Source organism: Nocardioides sp. dk884 (genome assembly GCF_009557055.1).
GTDB lineage: Bacteria > Actinomycetota > Actinomycetes > Propionibacteriales > Nocardioidaceae > Nocardioides.
In genome coordinates this window covers 1,532,960-1,549,370 of record NZ_CP045649.1, presented here as the reverse complement: position 1 = coordinate 1,549,370, position 16,411 = coordinate 1,532,960, and the positions used below count along the sequence as shown (strand labels likewise).

16 protein-coding genes are annotated in these 16,411 nt (G+C 73.4%); 10 read left to right on the top strand and 6 right to left on the bottom strand.

Annotated elements, in window-relative coordinates; all coding sequences use genetic code 11:
- The first annotated feature begins 17 nt into the window (after positions 1–17).
- Positions 18–935, top strand: coding sequence for a deoxyribonuclease IV (locus tag GFH29_RS07535; RefSeq protein ID WP_228387824.1), 918 nt, complete (start codon positions 18–20; stop codon positions 933–935).
- A gap of 163 nt (positions 936–1,098) precedes the next feature.
- Positions 1,099–2,154: a 3-deoxy-7-phosphoheptulonate synthase gene (gene aroF / locus GFH29_RS07530; protein ID WP_153322761.1), complete on the top strand. Its 1,056-nt coding sequence runs from the start codon at positions 1,099–1,101 to the stop codon at positions 2,152–2,154.
- A 33-nt stretch (positions 2,155–2,187) separates the two neighbouring features.
- On the opposite strand, the gene GFH29_RS07525 is transcribed toward aroF, so the two are convergent.
- From GFH29_RS07525 to GFH29_RS07515, 3 genes are all read right to left on the bottom strand, one after another.
- Positions 2,188–3,180 carry a threonine aldolase family protein gene (locus GFH29_RS07525; RefSeq protein WP_153322760.1) on the bottom strand — a complete coding sequence of 331 codons (993 nt, stop codon included), beginning with the start codon at positions 3,178–3,180 and terminating at the stop codon, positions 2,188–2,190.
- A 20-nt stretch (positions 3,181–3,200) separates the two neighbouring features.
- Complete coding sequence (locus GFH29_RS07520; protein WP_153322759.1) at positions 3,201–4,553, bottom strand: class II 3-deoxy-7-phosphoheptulonate synthase; 1,353 nt, start codon at positions 4,551–4,553, stop codon at positions 3,201–3,203.
- Positions 4,554–4,627: 74 nt separating this feature from the next.
- Entirely contained in the window at positions 4,628–6,082 is a 1,455-nt protein-coding gene (locus GFH29_RS07515) for an APC family permease (RefSeq protein ID WP_153322758.1), read from the bottom strand.
- Positions 6,083–6,228: 146 nt separating this feature from the next.
- Between GFH29_RS07515 and GFH29_RS20460 the strand changes: the two genes are divergently transcribed.
- The 3 genes from GFH29_RS20460 to GFH29_RS07505 are packed head-to-tail and all read left to right on the top strand — an operon-like array spanning position 6,229 to position 9,627.
- Positions 6,229–7,602: a hypothetical protein gene (locus GFH29_RS20460; RefSeq protein WP_153337500.1), complete on the top strand. Its 1,374-nt coding sequence runs from the start codon at positions 6,229–6,231 to the stop codon at positions 7,600–7,602.
- Complete coding sequence (murD, locus tag GFH29_RS07510) at positions 7,589–8,923, top strand: UDP-N-acetylmuramoyl-L-alanine--D-glutamate ligase (RefSeq protein ID WP_153337501.1); 1,335 nt, start codon at positions 7,589–7,591, stop codon at positions 8,921–8,923. Before GFH29_RS20460 ends, murD begins: the two co-directional genes overlap by 14 nt.
- A gap of 8 nt (positions 8,924–8,931) precedes the next feature.
- Complete coding sequence (locus GFH29_RS07505) at positions 8,932–9,627, top strand: hypothetical protein (RefSeq protein ID WP_153322756.1); 696 nt, start codon at positions 8,932–8,934, stop codon at positions 9,625–9,627.
- Here GFH29_RS07505 and GFH29_RS07500 read toward each other — a convergent pair.
- Entirely contained in the window at positions 9,584–10,612 is a 1,029-nt protein-coding gene (locus GFH29_RS07500; RefSeq protein ID WP_153322755.1) for a 6-phosphofructokinase, read from the bottom strand. The genes GFH29_RS07505 and GFH29_RS07500 overlap by 44 nt on opposite strands.
- A gap of 77 nt (positions 10,613–10,689) precedes the next feature.
- Positions 10,690–11,355 (bottom strand): hypothetical protein, encoded by a 666-nt coding sequence (locus GFH29_RS07495; RefSeq protein ID WP_153322754.1) that lies wholly within the window; start codon positions 11,353–11,355, stop codon positions 10,690–10,692.
- Positions 11,356–11,421: 66 nt separating this feature from the next.
- Here GFH29_RS07495 and GFH29_RS07490 point away from each other — a divergent pair, with 66 nt between their 5' ends.
- Together GFH29_RS07490 and glpK are read left to right on the top strand one after the other, a co-directional pair.
- Positions 11,422–12,234: a DUF1028 domain-containing protein gene (locus GFH29_RS07490; protein ID WP_153322753.1), complete on the top strand. Its 813-nt coding sequence runs from the start codon at positions 11,422–11,424 to the stop codon at positions 12,232–12,234.
- Positions 12,235–12,272: 38 nt separating this feature from the next.
- Complete coding sequence (gene glpK, locus GFH29_RS07485; RefSeq protein ID WP_153322752.1) at positions 12,273–13,748, top strand: glycerol kinase GlpK; 1,476 nt, start codon at positions 12,273–12,275, stop codon at positions 13,746–13,748.
- A gap of 21 nt (positions 13,749–13,769) precedes the next feature.
- Here glpK and GFH29_RS07480 read toward each other — a convergent pair whose 3' ends face one another.
- Positions 13,770–14,270: a MarR family winged helix-turn-helix transcriptional regulator gene (locus GFH29_RS07480; RefSeq protein WP_153322751.1), complete on the bottom strand. Its 501-nt coding sequence runs from the start codon at positions 14,268–14,270 to the stop codon at positions 13,770–13,772.
- 130 nt (positions 14,271–14,400) lie between these two features.
- Between GFH29_RS07480 and GFH29_RS07475 the strand changes: the two genes are divergently transcribed.
- The 3 genes from GFH29_RS07475 to GFH29_RS07465 all read left to right on the top strand — a co-directional run bounded on the left by GFH29_RS07475 (position 14,401) and on the right by GFH29_RS07465 (position 16,408).
- Positions 14,401–15,192, top strand: a complete 792-nt coding sequence (locus GFH29_RS07475; RefSeq protein WP_153322750.1) for an SDR family NAD(P)-dependent oxidoreductase — start codon at positions 14,401–14,403, stop codon at positions 15,190–15,192.
- Positions 15,193–15,226: 34 nt separating this feature from the next.
- Positions 15,227–16,087, top strand: a complete 861-nt coding sequence (locus tag GFH29_RS07470) for a sigma-70 family RNA polymerase sigma factor (RefSeq protein ID WP_153322749.1) — start codon at positions 15,227–15,229, stop codon at positions 16,085–16,087.
- Positions 16,088–16,171: 84 nt separating this feature from the next.
- Complete coding sequence (locus tag GFH29_RS07465; RefSeq protein ID WP_153322748.1) at positions 16,172–16,408, top strand: DUF1059 domain-containing protein; 237 nt, start codon at positions 16,172–16,174, stop codon at positions 16,406–16,408.
- Positions 16,409–16,411 lie beyond the last annotated feature (3 nt).

Sequence of the window (16,411 nt, the reverse complement as noted above, 5' to 3'; positions counted from 1 at the left end):
TCACATAGCGTGCGGGGGTGACCAGCCCCGCCCTGCTCAGCCCGTCCCTGCGCAACCCGATCGGCACCCACGTGCAGGTCGGCAAGGGCCTCGTCGCCGGCGCGCTCGCCAGCGCCGAGGAGCTCGAGTGCGAGACCTTCCAGGTCTTCGTGGGCAACCCCCGCGGCTGGGCGCTGTCCCCCGGCAAGCCCGCCGAGGACGCGGCGTTCCGCGACGCGATCACCGCGCGGGGCCTGCGGGTCTTCATCCACGCGCCGTACCTGGTCAACCTCGGCAGCCCGACCCCCGCGACGTATGAGAAGTCCGTGGCCGTCGTCGCGCACAACCTGCGCCGGGCGGCTGCAATCGGCGCCGAGGGCGTGGTCGTGCACACCGGGTCGTTCGTCGACCCCGAGCCCGGCGCGAGCGAGGCGCGGTACGCCGCCGCGATGGCGCAGGTCCGTGAGGGCCTCCTGCCGTTGCTCGAGGAGCTGGGCGAGGGCCCCGAGGTCCCGTCGCTGCTGCTGGAGCCCACCGCCGGCCAGGGCCGCTCGCTGTGCGCCGGGGTGGAGGACCTCGCGCCGTACCTCGACGCCCTCGACCACCACCCGTCGGCCGGCATCTGCCTGGACACCTGCCACGTCTTCGCCGCGGGCGCGCCGCTGGACGAGCCCGGCGGCACCACCGCCACCGTCGACCGGATCGTCGAGATCGGCGGCCCCGGGCGGCTCCGGCTGATCCACGCGAACGACTCGATGGACGTGCGGGGTGCGTTCAAGGACCGTCACCAGCAGATCGGCCAGGGCCACATCGGCACCGAGGCGTTCAGCGAGCTGTTCGCCCACCCCGAGACCGCGGGGGTCCCGTTCGTGCTCGAGACGCCCGGTTCCCGCGACGCCGGCAACCCCGACATCGCGCTGCTGAAGAAGCTGCGCGCGGAGGCACACGCGGTCTGAGGCGCGGGTCACGCAGCGTCTGGTCCCATGCCTCGGAAAAGGGGTCGAGCAGGTCCGACCGGCTGATTACCGTCGTCCTCGTCGCGCACCCTCGTGGGGCCGGCACCGGCCGGGGCGCGCCGTCCGCTCCAGCGCCCGCGCCGGGCCAGAGAGAGGAAGCACCATGGTCGTCGTCATGTCCCCGGACGCCACCGAGCAGGACGTCGCCCGCGTCGTCAGCCGCGTCGAGGACGTCGGCGGCGCGGCGTTCGTCAGCAAGGGCGTCGTGCGCACGATCATCGGCCTGGTCGGGGACATCACCTCCTTCCACCACCTGAACCTGCGCACGCTGCCCGGGGTCGCCGACGTGCACCGGATCTCCGACCCCTACAAGCTGGTCAGCCGGCAGCACCACCCCAGCCGTTCGACGGTGTGGGTCGGCCCGCCCGGGCGGCAGGTGCCGATCGGCCCGGACACCTTCACCTTCCTGGCCGGGCCCTGCGCGGTGGAGACGCCCGAGCAGACCCTCGAGGCCGCGCAGATGGCGAAGTCCGCCGGCGCCACGATCCTGCGCGGGGGTGCCTACAAGCCGCGCACCTCGCCGTACGCCTTCCAGGGGCTGGGCCGTGCGGGGCTGGAGATCCTCGCCGACGTGCGCTCGCTGACCGGGCTGCCGGTGGTGACCGAGGTCGTCGACGCACGCGACGTCGAGATCGTCGCGCAGCACGCCGACATGCTCCAGGTCGGCACCCGCAACATGGCGAACTTCGGGCTGCTCCAGGCCGTCGGGGACGCCGGCAAGCCGGTGCTGCTCAAGCGCGGCATGACCGCGACCATCGAGGAGTGGCTGATGGCCGCGGAGTACATCGCCCAGCGCGGCAACCTCGAGATCGTGCTGTGCGAGCGCGGCATCCGCACCTTCGAGCCGGCGACCCGCAACACCCTGGACATCTCCGCGGTCCCGGTCGCCCAGGCCAGCAGCCACCTGCCCGTGATCGTGGACCCCTCGCACGCCGCGGGTCGCAAGGACCTCGTCGTACCTCTCTCGCGGGCGGCGATCGCGGTGGGCGCGGACGGCGTCATCGTCGACGTCCATCCCTCACCCGAGAGCGCACTGTGCGACGGTCCGCAGGCTCTGCTCGGCAGCGAGCTGCGCGAGCTGGCGCAGGCGGTGCGCAAGCTTCCCCCGGTCCTCGGCCGCCTCGACGCCGGGGAGGTCGCCCGGGCGGCGGCTCGCTGACCCCTCGCCATCCGGGCCGACTCGGGGAAGGTGTCAGAGGGCGGCGAGGATGCGGGCGGCGCGGTCGACGGCGGGGCGGTCCACGTCGAGGTGGGTGACCAGGCGCAGGGCGGTGGGGCCGACGGTGCTGAGCAGGACCCCCTCCTCCCGCGCTCGTACGACGACCTGCGCGGCGTCCGCGCGGTCGACGACCACGATGTTGGTCGACACCGAGGCGGGGTCGGCGCCCAGGGCCTCGGCGAGGATCCGCGCGTGCTCGTGGTCCTCGGCGAGCCGCTCGACGTGGTGGTCCAGGGCGTAGAGCCCGGCCGCGGCGAGGATGCCGACCTGACGCATGCCACCGCCCATCCGCTTGCGCCGCACGCGTGCCTCGGCGACGGCGTCGGCCGCGCCGACCATCAGCGAGCCGACCGGGGCGCCCAGCCCCTTGGACAGGCACACCGCGAGCACGTCGGCCACCGCGCCGTACTCGCGCAGCGGCGTGCCGGTGGCGACGTGGGCGTTCCAGATCCGGGCGCCGTCGAGGTGCACGCCGGTGCCGACCTCGGTGGCGAACTCGCGCAGGTCGCGCAGGTCCTCGAGCGGCAGCACCGCGCCGCCGGCGAAGTTGTGGGTGTTCTCCACCGAGATCGCCGCGGTCGGCACGAAGAACGGCCCCATGTCCGGGGCGAAGAGCCGGCGGATGACCGGCAGGTCGATCTGGCCACCCTCGTCGACCCAGGTGCGCATCGTGACCCCGCCGATGCTGGCGTGGGCGCCGAGCTCGGCGCGGGCGATGTGGGCGCGCGACTCGCACAGCACCTCCTGCCCGGGCGAGACCAGGCTGGCGACCGCCAGCACGTTGGCCATCGACCCGGTGGGGGTGAACAGCGCGGCCTCGTGGCCGAACAGCTCGGCCACCCGCTCCTCGAGGGCCAGGACCGTGGGGTCCTCGCCGTACACGTCGTCGCCCACCTCGGCGCGCGCCATCGCGGCGCGCATCGCCTCGGTGGGACGGGTGACGGTGTCGGAGCGCAGGTCGATCATGGCGCCCATGATGCCCGGGGTCAGGCCTTGCGCAGCATCTCCGCCACGAGGAAGGCCAGCTCGAGGGACTGCACCCGGTTCAGCCGCGGGTCGCACACCGACTCGTAGCGGTTGTGCAGGTCCATCTCCAGCAGGTCCTCGCCGCCGCCGACGCACTCGGTGACGTCGTCGCCGGTCAGCTCGATGTGCAGGCCGCCGGGCCAGGTGCCGAGCGCGCGGTGCACGTCGAAGAAGCCCTGGACCTCCTCCACGACGTCCTCGAGGCGACGGGTCTTGTAGCCCGAGGAGGCCTCGAAGGTGTTGCCGTGCATCGGGTCGCAGACCCAGGCCACCTGGACACCCTCGGCGGTGACCTTCTCCACGATCTGCGGCAGGCCGTCACGGATCTTGCCGGCGCCGAAGCGGGTGATGAAGGTCAGCCGGCCCGGGATGTTGTCGGGGTTCAGCTTGGCCGCGAGCGCCAGCGCGTCGTCGGCGGTCGTGGTCGGGCCGAGCTTGACGCCGATGGGGTTGCGGATGCGGCTCAGCAGCTCGACGTGCGCGCCGTCCAGCTGGCGGGTGCGCTCACCGATCCACACGAAGTGGCCCGACACGTCGTAGGGCTGCTCGGTGCGCGAGTCGATGCGCGTCATCGCGTGCTCGTACTCCAGCACCAGCGCCTCGTGGCTGGAGTGGAAGTCGACGCGGTGGAACTCCTCGGGGTCGGCGCCGATCGCCCGGATGAACTCCAGGGCGCGCTCGATCTCGTTGGCGACCGCCTCGTAGCGCTGCCCGGCGGGCGAGCTGCGCACGAAGTCGGTGTTCCAGGTGTGCACCTGGCGCAGGTCGGCGTACCCGCCGGTCGTGAACGCGCGCACCAGGTTGAGGGTGGCGGCCGAGGCGTTGTAGACGTCGACGAGGCGCTGCGGGTCGGGCGTGCGCGACTCGGGGGTGAAGTCGAAGCCGTTGACCGCGTCGCCGCGGTACGCCGGCAGGGTGACGCTCTGCCCGTCGGGCATCGTGCGCGTCTCGGTGTCCTTGGAGCGCGGCTTGGCGTACTGCCCGGCGAGCCGGCCCACCTTGACCACCGGCACCGAGGCGGCGTAGGTCAGCACGACCGACATCTGCAGCAGCACGCGCAGCTTGTTGCGGACGTTGTCGGCGGTGACGCCGGCCAGGGTCTCGGCGCAGTCGCCGCCCTGGAGCAGGAACGCCTCGCCGCGGGTCACGGCAGCGAGCTTGGCGGTGAGGTCGTCGCACTCCCCCGCGAACACCAGCGGGGGCATCGTGCGCAGCCGCTCGACGGCGGACCCGAGGGCGGCACGGTCGGGGTACGTCGGCTGCTGGGCCGCGCCCATGGCGTGCAGGGACTCGAGGGACGGGATGCTGCTCACTCCCCCAGGGTACGCGGCGGGCGACCGGTGGCCGACTCGCCGTCCACGCTGGCGACCGGGCCGGGTGAGGAGGTCTAGCCGTCGAGGTGGTCGATGTCGCGGAAGCCGGTCTTCTTGGCGCGCACCCCGCGGTTGGTCAGCCACGCCCCGAGCCACAGCACCACGCCGAGCGCCAGCAGCAGGCCCGCGATGCGGTACTGCACCATGTCCTCCTCCAGTCGCGCCCACGGCCCGAGCAGGTAGGCGCACGCGATCGCCCCGATGACCGGCACCGCGGTGGGTGCACGGAACTCCGTCCGGTCCGGGCGCCGGCGGGCCACCAGGCAGGAGATGTTGACCAGCGTGAACACCGCGAGCAGCAGCAGCGAGGTGGTGCCCGAGAGCGCCGCGACCATCGTGGTCTCCGACTGGGTGCGGACCAGGACGATCAGCGCGAGCGCCAGGATCGTGGTGAACACGATCGCGGTCCACGGCGTCCGGCGACGGTGCGACACCCGGCCCAGGCTGCGGGGCAGGACGTCCTGGCGGGCCATGCCGTAGATCAGCCGGCTGGCCATCAGCATGTTGATCAAGGCGGTGTTGGCGACCGCGAAGACGGTCAGGAACGGGAAGATCTTGTCGATCGGGATGTCCGGGGCGCCGATCCGTACGACGTCGAGCAGCACCCCGGCCTCGGGGTTCTGCGGGGCGGCGATCTGCCCGGCCGGGATCACCGCCACCACGGAGATCGCGACCAGCACGTAGACGAGCGCCGCGATGCCGAGGCCGGTGAACATCATCTTGGGGAAGATCCGCAGCGGGTCCTTGGTCTCCTCCACCATGTTCACGGAGTCCTCGAAGCCCACCATCGAGAAGAACGCGATCGCGGTGGCGACCGTGACCGCCATGAAGAGGTTCTTCTCGTCGGGGCTCTCGAAGACCGTGACGCGCGACAGGTCGCCGTTGCCGCGACCGACCACCCACATGCCGATGCCGATGACGATCGCCAGCGCGAGCATCTCGATGATCGTGAGCACGACGTTGAACTTCACGCTCTCGCTCACCCCGCGCAGGTTGATCGCCGCGATCACGCCCATGAACACCAGCGCGGTCACCAGCGACGCGGTCTCCCCGGTCGGCATCGCGGGCACGAGCTCGTGGATGCCGATGAGGAGGTTCTCGGCCAGCAGGCCTGAGGACGTCGAGGCGCTGGTGATGCCCGAGCACACGACGGTGAAGGCGACCAGGAAGGTCACGAAGTGGATGCCGAAGGCCTTGTGGGCGTACAGCGCCGCGCCCGCGGCCTGCGGGTACTTCGTCACCAGCTCGAGGTAGGAGAACGCCGTGAGCGTGGCCACTCCGAACGCGACCAGGAACGGCAGCCAGGCCACGCCGCCCACCTCGCCCGCGAGGCGGCCGGTGACGGCGTACACGCCCGCGCCGAGGATGTCGCCGACGATGAACAGCAGCAGCAGGCCGGGACCGATGGTCCGCTTCAGCTGCGGACCCTGCTGGCTGCGATCCGGCTGCGCCGGCGCGGAGGTGCTCATGGGACCACCATTGCCCCCGGACCGCCCCGGCGTAACCCCCTGCGCCCCACCCGACCCAGACCGGTCCAGGCGCCCCGGGCCCCGGTGTGGGCAGCGTCGCGTGGTGCGCGCGCCCGGGCCCGCGGTCCCGCTCCTATGATCGGGAGGTGTCCCGCCTGCTCGACGTCCCCCGCTCAGAGCTCGTCCTGACCCACGAGGAGCCCGTCGTCAGCGACGACGGCGCCCGCGTGGAGCTGCACTGGAGCATCGCCGGAGGCGGTGCGCAGCAGCGCTTCACCGAGGTCGTCGAGCTGCCCGAGGTCGCCGACCCGCGCCCCGTCGACGACGACTTCACCCTCGTGGTGCGGCTGCTCTCGCTGGCCGCGGGGCTGAGCTACTACAAGGCAGTGGTCCCGGCCAGCATCGACACCACGCCGCTCGGCGCCGGCCCGCGTGAGCAGGAGTTCCTCGCCACCGTGGTCCGCCACGGCCTGGGCGAGTTCGCCTACCGCAACGACCTGCCCGAGGCGCTGCGTCCCGCGATCCGCGGCACCGGCACGGACGCGGCCGCCTCCGACTCCCCCGCGGTGCCCACGGCCACCCGCCCGGGCGCCCGAGTGCTCGCCGCGGTCGGCGGCGGCAAGGACTCCATCGTCACCCTCGAGGCGCTGCGCGTCGGTGGCTTCGACGTGGCGCTGTTCTCGGTCAACACCTACGCCCCGATCACCCGCACCGCCGAGGTCGCGGGCCTGCCGCTGCTCACCGCGCGCCGCACCATCGACCCGGGGCTGAAGGCGCTCAACGAGGCCGGGGCCCACAACGGGCACGTCCCGGTCACCGCGATCAACTCCCTCATCGGCTGTCTGGTCGCGCTGCGCTCGGGCTTCGACAGCGTGGTGTTCAGCAACGAGCGCAGCTCGTCGTACGGCAACCTCACCTGGGCCGGCGTCGAGGTCAACCACCAGTGGTCCAAGGGCCTGGAGTTCGAGCGGCTGCTGCGCGAGCGGCTCGCCGGCGTCGCGCTCGACTACGTGTCGTTCCTGCGCCCGCTCTCGGAGCTGGCGATCATGCGCCGCTTCGCCACGCACACCGGCTACCACCGCGCGTTCACCAGCTGCAACCGCTCCTTCCACCTCGACCCGGCGAAGCGCACCGAGTGGTGCGGGCGCTGCGACAAGTGCCGCTTCGTGTTCCTCTGCCTGGCGCCGTTCCTGCCGCGCGCCGAGCTGCTCGCGATCTACGGCGGGCGCGACCTGTTCGCCGACGCGCTGAGCGACACCGCGCAGCGCGACGGGTTCCTCGACCTGCTCGGCACCGGCCCCACGCACAAGCCCTTCGAGTGCGTGGGCGAGCCCGAGGAGTGCCAGGTCGCCGTCGAGCTGCTGCGCCGGCACCCGGAGTGGAAGGACCATCCCTTCCTCGCGCTGCCCGGCGTCGCCGAGGTCACCGTCACCCCGGAGCAGGAGGAGGCGGCCTTCACCTTCGCCCCCCAGCACGCCCTGTCCCCCGCGCTGGAGCAGGCCGCCCGTGCGGTTCTCTGAGCTGCCCCCGACCGGCACCGTCGTCTGGGGCTACGGGCGCGAGGGCGCGGCCGTCGCCGCGGAGCTCGCCCACCGCGGCCTGGACGCCACCATCGCGCTGCCCGACGCCACCGACAGCGCGGGCGCGCCCGCCGACGCCCCGCTGCCGGTGCTGGTCGGCGCGGCGGCCGTCGAGGCGCTGCGCGCCGCGCGCGTCGTGGTGGCCTCGCCGGGCGTCCCCGCCACCGCGCCTCTCCAGGTCGAGCTGGCCGCCGCCGGCACGCCGGTGACCGGGCTGACCGACCTGTGGCTGGGCGAGCACGCCGGGCTGACCATCGGCGTCACCGGCACCAAGGGCAAGTCCACCACCGCCTCGCTGATCGCCCACGTGGCGCGCGCGGTGGGCCTGCGCAGCGCGGTCGTCGGCAACGTCGGCACCCCGGTGCTCTCCGTCGACGCCGACGAGCTCGACGTGGTCGCGCTGGAGGTGTCGAGCTATCAGGCCCGCACCGTGACCACCTCCCCGCGCGTGGTGGTGCTGACCTCGCTGTACGCCGAGCACCTGCCCTGGCACGGCGGCTACGCCCAGTACGTCCACGACAAGCTCAACCTGCTCGCCCACGGCCCCGAGCACGTGGTCGCCGCGCCGGGCCCGGCGTACGACGAGGCCGCGGCGCGGGTGGGCGCGGCCACCACGCTGCACCGCCCCGACGCCGAGCACGTGCACGCCGACGACGCCGGCGACCTGGTCTGGCCGGGCGTGGGTCGTCTGGGCGCCGAGGAGCTGCCGCTGCCGGGGCGCCACAATGCCGCCAACTGCGCGCTCGCGCTGCGCGCCCTCGAGGTCGCCGGGCTGCTCGACGACGACGCGAGCCGGCTCACGGCGCTGGCCTCTCTGCGCGACTTCGCCCCGCTGGCCCACCGCCTGGAGCCGGTCGCCTCCCCCGACGGCCGCGCCTGGTACGACGACAGCCTGGCCACCGCTCCTGAGGCGGTGGTCGCGGCGCTCGAGGTGTGGCCGCAGGAGCGGGTGCTGCTGCTCTTCGGGGGTGCCGACCGCGGGCTCGAGCTGGATCCCCTGGTCGCCTACCTGGCCGGGCGCACCGGCCCGGTCGGCGTGCACGCCTTCGGCGCGGCCGGGGCGCGGCTGGCGGCCGCGCTGCCCAGCGACGGCCCGCACCCGGTGCACCTGAGCCCCGGCTTCGCCGACGCGGTGCGTGCGGTGCTCGCCTCCGAGGACCCCGCCCGGCGGGTGCTGTTCTCCCCCGGCGCGCCGAGCTTCGACGAGTACGCCGACTACCGCGACCGCGCCGACGCGCTGCGCACCCTCCTCGGCTGCTGAGCGCGACCGTGCCCGCCCGGACCTGGTACGACGGGGAGCCCGTCGACCTCGACGAGCGCGGCTGGACCCGGCTGGTGCCGACGTTCCTCGGGGTCGGCTTCCGCCTCGCTGTGCCGTGTCCCGCGGCGCTGCCGCGCGCCGAGGCCGGGGCGCGGGCGGTCGCGGCGCTGGCGGGTGCCGACCTCGACCCGCTCCCCTGGGCGCGGCTGCGCGCGGCGTGGGACGGGCCGGTCGACGTGCTGGGCGGCTGGGAGCGGCACCTGGTGCGCGGCCTGGGGCGTCCCTGGACCCGCGTCGTACCGGTCGAGGCGCCGGACGGGACGCGGGTGCTCGAGGAGCGGGTGTCGCCGTGGCCGTGGCCGGCCTCATCCCCGACCGCCGGGCTGCCGATGCTCTCGCGCCTGGAGGCGGCGACTGTCCACGAGGACGGCGTGCTGCTGCTGCGCACCGAGGCGACCGGCGCGCTGCGGACCTCCTCGGCCGGCACGCCGTACCTGCTGCTGGGCGGGCGCTGGGCGCGCCCGGCCGGCGGGCCGTGGACCGGCTGGGCGGTCGAGCAGGAGGACGCCCGCACCGGCGCCGAGGTCGTCGAGATCGGTCCCGACGAGCTCGGCGCCGCGACGGCGCTGCACGCCGTGGACGAGCACGGCGCGGTGAGCGTCAGCCGAAGAAGACCTCCGCCTCGGCGTACTCCTCCGGGCTGACGACCTTGAGCTCGCCGGTGGCCTCGATCAGCGGGATGCGGACCATGTCGGTGCCGCGCAGGGCGACCATCACGCCGAACTCGCCGTCGGCGACCGCGTCGATGGCGTGCAGGCCGCAGCGGGTGGCCAGCCAGCGGTCGAAGGCCGACGGGGTGCCGCCGCGCTGCACGTGGCCGAGCACGACCGCGCGGGCCTCCTTGCCGGTGCGCTGCTCGATCTCCTGGGCGATCCGGTCGCCGATGCCGCCGAGGCGCACGTGCCCGAAGGCGTCGACCTCGCCGGACTGCACGGTCATGTCGCCGCCCGCGACCGGGACCGCGCCCTCGGAGACCACGATGATCGGGGCGTACTCGGAGACGAACCGGGTCTCGACGTGGGCGCAGACCTTCTCGATGTCGAAGGGCTGCTCGGGGATGAGCACGACGCTGGCGCCGCCGGCGATGCCGGAGTGCAGCGCGATCCAGCCCGCGTGGCGACCCATGACCTCGACGACCAGCGCGCGGTGGTGGGACTCCGCGGTGGTGTGCAGCCGGTCGATCGCCTCGACGGCGATGTTGACGGCCGTGTCGAAGCCGAAGGTGAAGTCGGTGCCGGACAGGTCGTTGTCGATCGTCTTGGGCACGCCGACGACGTTGACGCCGAGGTCGGCGAGCTTGGTGGCGACGCCGAGGGTGTCCTCGCCGCCGATCGCGACCAGCGCGTCGACGCCGTGCGCGGCCAGGTTGTCCTTGATCCGCTCGACACCGCCCTCGATCGCGAACGGGTTGGTGCGCGAGGAGCCGAGGATCGTGCCACCGCGGGGCAGGATGCCGCGGCACTGCTCGATGCCGAGCTCCATGGTCAGGCCCTCCAGGGGGCCCTTCCAGCCGTCGCGGTAGCCGACGAACTCGAAGCCGTGCTCGCGCACGCCCTTGCGGACGACAGCGCGGATCACCGCGTTCAGGCCCGGGCAGTCCCCGCCTCCGGTCAGCACTCCGACGCGCATGGGTCCTCCTGGTTCGTCCGTGGATGTTCCACCAGCGACCCTAGCGACGACAGCCGAGCCGCGGCCAGCGCGGTCGCTCAGGTGAGCAGCGCGAACACGGGCACGCCTGCCACCAACGCACCGGCCAGGCCACACGCCACCAGCTTCCCCCAGCCTCCGGCGGTGCTGCCGTTGGTCGGCAGCCGGTCGGCCCAGCGCGGGTCGTGGGCGGCGGCCTCGAGGTCGGCGACGCCGACCCGGTCGTCGAGGACGCCCACCTCCGGGCGCTCCGGGTGCAGGGCCACCACGAGCGGCGCGTCCCGGTGCTGGAGCGCGGGCAGGACCGGCGCGAGGAGGGCGACGCGCCGCGGCGGGCCGTCGCCGACGACCGTGACGGGCAGCAGCAGTCCCTCCCCCGCCTGCCGGCCGCCGAGGATCGAGAAGTGCGGTCGGCCGCGCGAGATCCGGTGCGTCAGCACGCGGCCCGGTACTGAGACCGTCGAGACGGTGCCAGCCACGATCTCCTGGGACCCGATGACCACCTGTTCCCAGAAGCGGAAGGTGTCGAGGTACAGCGACGCGAACATCACGTTGCTCGCCAGGACCATGACGACGATCGCGGCGACAGGGAAGGCGATCACGGAGCCGGTGCCGACGTCGAGGGGCCGGGCGATGGTCGCCACCAAGGGGCCGAAGACCAGACCGACGCTCAGCCCCATGACGAAGGTGTACAGGCGGGTTCGGCGCGAGACGTCGTTGAGCACGGCTCACCGTAACGGCGGCGGCACGCCGATCGCCGGGGAACGCGCGGGCCTGTCTAACCTTCAGCCATGACGTTCTCGATCGTGGCCCGGTCCGCCGACGGAGAGTCCTGGGGCGTCGCCGTCGCCTCCAAGTTCCTCGCGGTGGGCTCCGCCGTGCCGGCCGCCGTCGCGCAGGTGGGCGCGATCGCGACCCAGGCCGACGCCAACGTCGCCTACAAGGGGCTGGCGCTGTCCCACCTCGACGAGGGCGCGACCGCCGAGATCGCGCTGGAGCGGCTGCTCGAGGAGGACGAGGGCCGCGAGCACCGCCAGGTCGGCATCGTCGACTCCGACGGCGGCGCCGCCAGCCACACCGGGCGCGGCTGCGTCACCTACGCGGGTCACACCACCGGTGACGGCTACGCCATCCAGGGCAACTGCCTGGCCGGCCCCGAGGTCATCGAGGCGATGGAGCGCACCTGGCTCGAGAGCGCCGAGGAGCCCTTCGAGCGCCGGTTGCTCGCCGCGCTGGCCGCCGGCGACGCCGCCGGAGGCGACTGGCGCGGGCGGCAGTCCGCCGCGCTGCTCGTCGTACGCGACGAGGCGGGGTACGGCGGCAACGACGACATCGCCGTCGACCTGCGCGTCGACGACCACGCCGCGCCGATCCCGGAGCTGGAGCGGCTGCTGGGCCTCAACGACCTCTACCTCACCGCCTCGAGCGAGGAGGACAAGGTCGTCGTCACCCCCGAGCTCGAGCAGTCGCTGGAGGAGCACGCCCGCGCCGCCGGGCAGCCGGACTTCCGCACCTGGGTGGGCGTGGAGAACCTCGAGATGCGCGTCGCGCCCGACCTGTCCTGGGTGGACCGGCGGGTGCTGGAGATCGTCCGCGCCGACTGAGCGCCCGCGGGGCGGGCCCCCTCGCTAGGGTGCCGCCCATGAGCGTTCTGGCCATCGACGCCGGCACCACCGGTGTGACAGCAGTCGTCGTCACCCCCGAGGGAGGCGTCGAGGCCAGCGCGTCGCAGGAGTTCCGGCAGCACTTCCCGCGGCCCGGCTGGGTCGAGCACGCACCCGAGGAGATCTGGCAGGCCACCCTCGAGGCGGTCCGCGAGGTGCTCACCCGGGTGGACCGCTCCGCCCTGACCGCCGTCGGGATCACCAACCAGCGCGAGACGGTGCTGCTGTGGGACCGCGACACCCTGGGCTCCCCGCGGCGCGCGATCGTGTGGCAGGACCGGCGTACGGCGGACGTGTGCGTGCGGCTGCGCGAGGCCGGGCACGAGGACCGGGTCCGCGAGCTGACCGGGCTGCGGCTGGACCCGTACTTCTCCGCGACCAAGCTGGCCTGGCTGGCCGAGCACGAGCCGCACACCTGGGCGCTGGTGGAGTCGGGGCGCTACGCGATCGGCACCGTCGACTCCTACCTGATCGCCCGGATGACCCGCGGCCTGCACCACGTCACCGACATCTCCAACGCCAGCCGCACCCTGCTGCTCGACCTCGAGGCCGGCACGTGGAGCAAGGAGCTGTGCGAGCTGTTCGGGGTGCCGGACGACGCGCTGCCCGAGCTGGTGCCCAACTGGGGCGAGGTCGCGGTGACCGACCCGCGCACGTTCCTCGACCTCTCGCTGCCGATCGCCGGCATCGCCGGGGACCAGCAGTCGGCGCTGTTCGGGCAGACCTGCTTCGACGTCGGCGACTCCAAGTGCACCTACGGCACCGGGTCCTTCATCCTCACCAACACCGGCACCACCCTGGAGCGCTCGGACGCCGGGCTGCTCTCCACGGCCGCCTGGCGCTCCCCCGAGGGTGAGCTGACCTATGCCCTCGAGGGGTCCATCTTCGTGACCGGCGCGGCAGTGCAGTGGCTGCGCGACGGGCTGCAGCTGGTCGGCTCCGCGGCGGAGACGGCCGCGATCGCGGCCACCGTGTCGTCCTCGGACGGCGTGGTCTTCGTGCCCGCGCTCACCGGTCTCGGCGCCCCGCACTGGGACCCGCACGCGCGCGGGCTGATCGTCGGCATCACCCGCGGCACCACCCGCGCCCATCTGGTGCGCGCCACCTTGGAGGCGATCGCCTTCGAGGTGCGCGACGTGCTGGAGACGATGCCCGGCGAGCCGTCCGCGCTGCGCGTCGACGGCGGGGCCGCGGCCAACGACCTGCTCTGCCAGATCCAGGCCGACCAGGTCGGCGTACCGGTCGAGCGGCCGCGGACGATCGAGACCACCGCGCTGGGCGCGGCGTTCCTGGCCGGGCTCGGCACCGGCGTGTGGTCCTCCACCGACGAGCTGCGCGAGACCTGGACCCTGGACCGCGCCTTCACCCCGACCCGCGCCCGCGAGGACGCCGACGCCGACCACCGCCGCTGGCTCGCGGCCGTCGAGCGCGCGAAGGGGTGGGCGGAGATCTGAGCCTCCGGCCCGCCCGGGTGGTCAGCGAGCCGCCTGCGAGGCCGGCCGCCAGCCGTCCTCGGACCGGATCGCGCCCGTGATGCGCCGGCTGATCTCCCCGAGCTGGCGCGCCTGGGCCCGGGTCAGGGACCCGAAGACCACGCGCTCGACCAGCTCGACGTGCCCGGGTGCGGCCTGGGCGACCTTCTGCGTCCCCAGATCGGTCAGGGTGGCCAGGGTGTAGCGCCCGTCGCTCGGGTCGGGCGCGCGTCGCACCCATCCCTTCGCCTCGAGCCGGGCCACCGCGCGGGACAGCCGTGACAGCGAGCTGTGGGAGTAGCCGGCCAGGGTGCTCATCCGCAGCGTGCGCTCGGGGGCGTCGCCGAGCGCGAACAGCACGCCGTACTCGAAGTGGGTCACGCCCGCGTCGCGTTGCAGCTGGGCGTCGAGCGCCGCAGGAAGCCACTCCAGCAGCGTCGCCACCGCGGACCAGGTCTCGAGGTTCTCGTCGCTGAGGGCGGTGCGGTCGCTGGGGTCTGGCATGCGAGCAGGGTAGGCGATGAAGCGCCCACGAGCATCGCCGTGACTTGACTGAGCAAGTGATCGTTTCTAGATTTCACTTGACCAAGCAAGTCATCCGGCCTGCCGTACGGTCTGACGAGAAGGACGCGACATGGATCTGCAGCTGACCGGCAAGAAGGCCTTCATCAGTGGGTCGACCCAGGGCATCGGCTACGCGGTCGCCTCTGGTCTGCTCCACGAGGGGGCGGCGGTCGTCCTCAACGGACGCAGCCAGGACCGGCTCGATGCCGCGATCGAGCGACTGCGTGCCGAGGTCCCTGACGGGTCGGTCTCGGGACTCGCGGCCGACTTCGGCGATCCCGGTGAGGTGCGCCGGCTCCTGGACTCGCTGAGCGGCGTCGACATCCTGGTGAACAACGTCGGCCTCTTCGACCTCCGGGCGTTCGAGGAGATCTCGGACGAGGAGTGGCAGCACTACCTCGAGGTCAACCTGTTGAGCGGCGTGCGACTCTCGCGCCACCTGCTCCGCGGCATGCTCGACGCGGGCTGGGGGCGGATCATCTTCATCGGCAGCGAGTCCGGGGTGAACATCCCGGCCGACATGGTGCACTACGGGGTCACCAAGGCCGCCGGCCTCGCCCTGGGCAACGGCCTGGCCAAGCTCACCCGCGGGACAGCGGTCACGGTGAACACGATCCTCGGCGGGCCGACGTACTCCGACGGCGTCGCCGGCACGGTCCGCGGGCTCGCCGACGCCCAGGGCGTGGACCCCGAGGACCTGAAGGCGGCGATCATCGGGGGCAGCCGAACCTCCCTGCTGGAGCGGTTCATCGAGCCTGGGGAGATCGCCGACCTCGCGCTCTTCCTCGCCAGCCCGCTCTCGGCGGCGACCAACGGAGCGGCGATCCGTGCCGACGGCGGCGTCCTGACGACGATGATCTGAGCGCCCGGCCCGCCCGGGTGGGAGGGTGGACGCCGTGGACGGGAGCACGCAGGCCGAGGCGGAGCGGTTCGAGGCGGAGCGGCCGCGCCTGGTCGCGATCGCGGCCCGGGTGCTGGGCGACCACGCGGAGGCCGAGGACATCGTGCAGCAGGCGTGGCTGCGGCTGCACCGCAGCGACGCCACGGTCGAGAGCCTGCCGGCCTGGCTGACCACCGTGACCACCCGGCTGTGCCTGGACCGGCTGCGCGCCCGCACCCCGGAACCGGTCGCCGAGGTCGAGCCCGCGGATGCCGCAGAGACCGGCGGCGACCCGGCCGACGACGTGGTGCTCGCGGACTCCGTGGGCCACGCGCTCCAGGTGGTGCTCGACCGGCTCTCCCCGCGCGAGCGGGTGGCGTTCGTGCTGCACGACAGCTTCGGCTTCGAGTTCCCGACGATCGCAGCGGTGCTGGACACCACGCCGACCGCGGCCCGCAAGCTCGCCTCGCGGGCACGGGCCAAGGTCGCGCAGCCGCGTGCGGAGGACCGCCTGACGGACTGGGAGGTGGTCGACGCGTTCATGGCCGCAGCGAAGGCGGGCGACTTCGAGCGGCTGCTGCGGCTGCTCGCCCCCGACGCCTCCGTGGGCGCCGACGACGCCGCGGTCCTGGCCGGCACCCCGGAGCGGATCGCGGGGCGCCAGGAGGTGGCGACGTTCTTCAACGGAAGCGCCACCGCCGCGCTCCCTGTCTTCGTCGGCGAGCGCCCCGGGACCGCGTGGTTCCACCTCGGCGCCGCGAAGGTGGTCTTCGACTTCACCGTCGAGGACGGCCTCGTGCGCACCATCACCTTCCGCGCGGCGCCGGAGGTGCTGGCGCAGGTCGTGCGCCGGGACGGCGAGCGGGCGCGCGACTAGACCATCGGTCCCCCGCGGGTCACACCTGAGCGCTGCGGCTCGTCATCAGCACAGGACCACCCACTCGACCCATTGGGAGACGACATGAAGACCATGACCTGCCGGGCCCTCGGCGGCCCGTGCGACCTCGCCCACCGCGGCGAGAGCGCCGACGACGTGATCAACGCCCAGGACCGCCATCTCAAGGAGGCGGAGAAGGCCGGCGACGCCACCCATCAGGAGGCCCGCGACGCGATGAAGGGCCGTTGGCGCCACCCGAAGAAGTCGCTGGGCTGGTACCGCGACACCCAGCGCGCGTTCGCCGCGCTGCCGGAGGACTGAGCG